The sequence below is a fragment of the Microvirga sp. P4_A5 genome (assembly GCF_056402495.1).
In genome coordinates this window covers 1-1,310 of record NZ_JBFUHH010000203.1, presented here as the reverse complement: position 1 = coordinate 1,310, position 1,310 = coordinate 1, and the positions used below count along the sequence as shown (strand labels likewise).

At 65.0% G+C, this 1,310-nt stretch carries 1 pseudogene; it reads left to right on the top strand.

Annotated features, from left to right (window positions below):
• A pseudogene (locus AC1DVM_RS23130) lies at positions 1-1,197 on the top strand (hypothetical protein); the annotation flags it as partial.
• Positions 1,198-1,310: the final 113 nt, after the last annotated feature.

Sequence of the window (1,310 nt, the reverse complement as noted above, 5' to 3'; positions counted from 1 at the left end):
GTCGGTGATCTGTTCGGTCGCATGATCACGCAAGCGGCAACGATCGAAAAGAAACGAGCAGCCGTCGCGCGAGCGCCGGGAATTGATGCGGCGGCAGAACTTCCACAGCGAGACCCATACGTGGCGCTCGAAGGCTCCCTCGCCCAGGCGCGTAACGCTGCAGCCGCTCTCGCCGACCCGATCTTGCCGACATTGACCTCGGGCCTCAACGGCCTCGCGGGCGTGCTCTCGAAGATTAGCGGCAGCCTCCGCGAAAATCCGCTCGGAACGTATGGGACCGCGGCGGCTGGAGCCGGTGTTCTCGGAGTTGGAGGATTTGCCACCTGGAAGGCCCTCAAGGCAATTACCGGCGCGGCCGCGTTGGAGGGCGCTGCCGCGAGTCTGGTCGGATCGGCTCAAGCGTTGACGACAGCGGCCGCTCGGCTCGGGCTCGGAACTTCGGCGGGCTCCATTGCGGCAGGAACCAGCGCGGTAGCGGCGGGCGGCGCCTCTGCTACAGCTGGCGCGGTCTCGTTGGTTCCGGTCTTTGCGGCTCTCGCAGCCGGCGGCTATTTCGCCCACAAGGTTTCGACCGGCGACTGGCCCCTTCGCACGGAGGAATCACGCGAGCGCGGCCGCGCCTTGGAGCGGCAGAACAACCCCATGGGGTCGTCCGCCTCTCAAGATGCAGCCCTCAAGGCGATGCTCGCAAAGCAGGAAGCGGCGGGTCGTGCGGCCGGCGCCGGAACGGTCGCCGCCGTCGCCCAAGGGCTCGCCGCCAACTCCGGCCAGGTCGACGCGGCGTCGCAATCCATCTTCGAGCGGATCAAGTCGTTCTTCTCTGGCGGCGTGAACGTCCCGGTCCGTCCGACCCTCGGCGGCGGCGCAGTCATCGGCGGCTCGGCTCCGGCCAATCCTGCAGGACGTGCCAACGGCGGCAACGTCTATCCCGGCGGTCTCTATCAGATCAACGAGTATGGCAAAGAGTTTTTTCAGCCGGCCGAACGCGGGACCATTTACCCGGCCCGCAAGTTTCGAAGCGGCGGTGTCAGTGGACGGGGCGCGGGCGCCGTGACCATTACCAATCATGTCACGGTAAGCGCAGCGCGAGGTGAGGATGTGGACGCGCTTGCGGAACGGGTTGTGTCGAAGATCGAGTCTAAGTTGCGGCAAGACGTTCGCGGTCTTTTCGCCGATTACGGTGTAGAGATCGCCTGATTTTTTGGGTGCGTGTTTCTTCCTTGGCACGCCTCCGAAAGCTGCCAGATCCGGTTTTGTGCTTCCGGATCGGGCGGCGACTATTCAGGTGGTGTGTTGAGTAGCTTTCGGCC